The organism is Defluviitalea phaphyphila (genome assembly GCF_001466305.1).
GTDB lineage: Bacteria > Bacillota > Clostridia > Lachnospirales > Defluviitaleaceae > Defluviitalea_A > Defluviitalea_A phaphyphila.
The window spans coordinates 1-2,987 of sequence record NZ_JWID01000048.1 but is presented as its reverse complement, the minus strand read 5'-3'; the positions used below and the strand labels follow the sequence as shown (position 1 = coordinate 2,987).

Genomic DNA, 2,987 nt, shown 5'->3' with positions numbered 1-2,987 from the left:
GATAATTTCCATCCCATCCACATGGCCATCCTCCAGCTTTATAAACTTCAAAAATTTTTTCAAAAAATTTATTTGTTTTACCTTGTATGGCTCTTGTCCTTGCACAATCTATCAAATCACAATATACTTCCTCCCAGACTATTTCGTATTCTTTTAAAATATGTAAATTTTTTTTAATTAATCCATTTATCGAATGCAAAGTTTTCATAAAATTTTTATAATCAGGATTTTGATAAGCTATACCATAAACTTTACTCATTACTAATTCTGTTATATCTTTCCATGTATATCCTTTTTCATTGTTCATTTCATAATCATCACATTCAAATGCAAGATATTGAGCTTTTTCAAAATCATTTATAATTATAACATCAGTTAGTAATTTATCACTTTTTTTAAATAATTTTATATTACCCACTTCTTTTATTACTTCTTCAACTAATAAGCTATTTTCCCCATACTTCATTTATTAAACCACCTTTCCCATAATTCTATAGTAGCACCNCTTTTATTACTTCTTCAACTAATAAGCTATTTTCCCCATACTTCATTTATTAAACCACCTTTCCCATAATTCTATAGTAGCACCTTCTGATTTATATAACGGTAATCCGTTCTTGTTGCATTAGTTTCTTTACTTTTTTCTATTTTTAAGAAATAAACCAAAGATTTTAAAACGTATATCTTTTAGATTAAAAAACTTTAGAAGATTGCGTAATATGATTTCTACATTAAAATAAGCTTAAAATCAATAATGGAGCGGTATTTAAAATAATCCCACCCCAACTATTGACAAAGAGTCATAATTTTAATTATGCACCCCAACATTTATTATAGAACCTCTTTTTTGATAAGCATTATAGGTCTTACTTTTGTAGTTTTATTTATTTCATTATTTACATCATCACTTAATTTATTGATTATTTTAATTAATTCTTCTTCTGTTTCAAACTCTCCATTATAAGGAATTAATCTACTTATAAATCTATTAGCAGACTCTACTTTCCCTTAACACATCTTTAAACACCTCAAAATATTTAATTCAGTTTTTATTATTTCTATCATTATAATTACCTCCTTATATATTTTCAGAAGTAATTATAATATTTTATTAACGATTTTGTTAAGTTTTATATTTGCAATCTTGTTTATTATTATTTTAGCATTAATATACTGCCTAGATTTAAACATCTGGATATTTTCTGTGGTATTGGCATATAAAGTATATGATTGCTTTTAAATTCCTCTCCCATTGTTATCATATACTCCCACGCTTTTTCCATTGAAATCTCATCATTGTCTCTCATGTGAACTCCTCCCCGTCATTGATAAGTCTTGTTGTAATATTGGTGGAGAACAGCTATCATTGTCCCACCTATTACTATCTAAGTCGGAGTATGTATTCGTTTTGTTGCGGTGGTAACTGAAAAAATTTTAAAAGCTAGTGAAAAACTTATACTTAAAGGCTTGGGCAAACAAAGGTAAAAAAGAATCTTTAGAAAATGGTGGTAACTGAGGATTTTAGCAACCATCATATATCGGCTTACCGTTATAAGGTATGATATTTTTTAAGTGTACGCACATCTGATTTCATAAAATTATTATATTGGTATTAATAGAGTTACTTTTATTCTTAGTGGTAAAGTTGGTTTATTCAGCACTGGGTAGCCCCACCAAAAGAAAAAGTGATGGAACGACTTACCTTGTCAATTCCATCACTTTCCTGAAATTCTTATGCTTTTAATAGGACAAAGAGAAAATAGTTCTTAATCATCTACTAGGTCTTAGTTCCTCCATGAGTTGCATAAGTTCATCAACACCAATAGCAAATCTAGTCTGAGAAAAATCACTTTTAAACTCTTCACTAACAATGTCTATTATTAAAACTTCTTCTGTATTTTTCTTTTGAATTAGGTATTGATTCCCCTCAAACTCTCCACTTTTAAAGTTGTTTAACTTAAGAAAATTATAAATTATCCAAAATGTCTCTTCTGTTACTTCTGTTTTTATGAAGTCTTCTAAAAGATGATATAGAAACTCATTATTCTTTTTTATAAACTCATGCTTGTCAAAAACTTTTTTCATTCTCTTATTCCTCCTTTTTATGGTAATTTATCAGGAAACACTGTCCAAATATTTCCTAGCTCATCATAGACTATTCTAATAGCAGTTTCACCTTTTGTTTCTATTACCTTGCCTGCATCTATCCATACCTTGAAAGACTGTTGTCCATTAGAACCTAATCCATTGTCCATTACATGTTTTATTAAACTACTATCATTCTTGACATTATTTAGAATAGTATCAACAAGGGAATTTGCTTTTTCAACAGTATCTACATTAAATTTATTCCATGTAGAAGTGTTATTTGGGATATCTAAATGCTTACTCTTAATTTCAAAATTGGCTATGTCAATTTTTCCTAAGGATTTTTTTGCACTGTCAGTTAAAGCTTTACCCGTCCCCTCTACAGCATCATCTGATATATTCCTGCCATTCTTTTCAATGAATTCAACTATTTTAGTTCTGTCATTATCATATAACTCTAACCACTTCTCCGATGTATTCCCTGGAAGATTAGATACTGTTCCAATCCTTTTTAAGGGCTATTTTTATTCCTTCATCTACGTGTTTTAATCCGTCTGCTATCTTCTTTTTAATGGTATTTTTAAATATTTTGGTTTTTAACTTGCTCTTTTTTCTTATATGTTCTACTGCAGAATCTCTTAGTTCTAGTCCTTTTTAGGTAAACTTTTTATGTTTTTTAATGCACCTTTTTTAACAGATTTTACTCCTATTATTATTTTACCTTATTTAGTCTTTAAAGGAAATTTTAATATTTTAATAAAAACTCCTTTCTGACTTTTGTTTAAGTTACTGACAGAAAGGAGTTTTATTGCAGATTTTATGTACTTCTTTTATTCTTATTTTGTTTCTTTTTTACTTCTAATATAATTCTAAATCTATATTTTCTAGATCTACATCTT

General features: G+C 28.1%; 4 protein-coding genes. All 4 read right to left on the bottom strand.

The annotated features are described in order from the left end of the window. Positions 1-466 (bottom strand): hypothetical protein (locus OM90_RS11925; RefSeq protein ID WP_160323676.1); only part of this gene is annotated, 466 nt, incomplete at its 3' end. A 688-nt stretch (positions 467-1,154) separates the two neighbouring features. Further along, positions 1,155-1,307, bottom strand: coding sequence for a hypothetical protein (locus tag OM90_RS12890; protein WP_160323675.1), 153 nt, complete (start codon positions 1,305-1,307; stop codon positions 1,155-1,157). 463 nt (positions 1,308-1,770) lie between these two features. Beyond that, positions 1,771-2,085 carry a hypothetical protein gene (locus OM90_RS11920; RefSeq protein ID WP_058487082.1) on the bottom strand — a complete coding sequence of 105 codons (315 nt, stop codon included), beginning with the start codon at positions 2,083-2,085 and terminating at the stop codon, positions 1,771-1,773. A gap of 17 nt (positions 2,086-2,102) precedes the next feature. Beyond that, positions 2,103-2,255, bottom strand: coding sequence for a hypothetical protein (locus OM90_RS12885; RefSeq protein ID WP_160323674.1), 153 nt, complete (start codon positions 2,253-2,255; stop codon positions 2,103-2,105). Between the last annotated feature and the right edge of the window lie 732 nt (positions 2,256-2,987).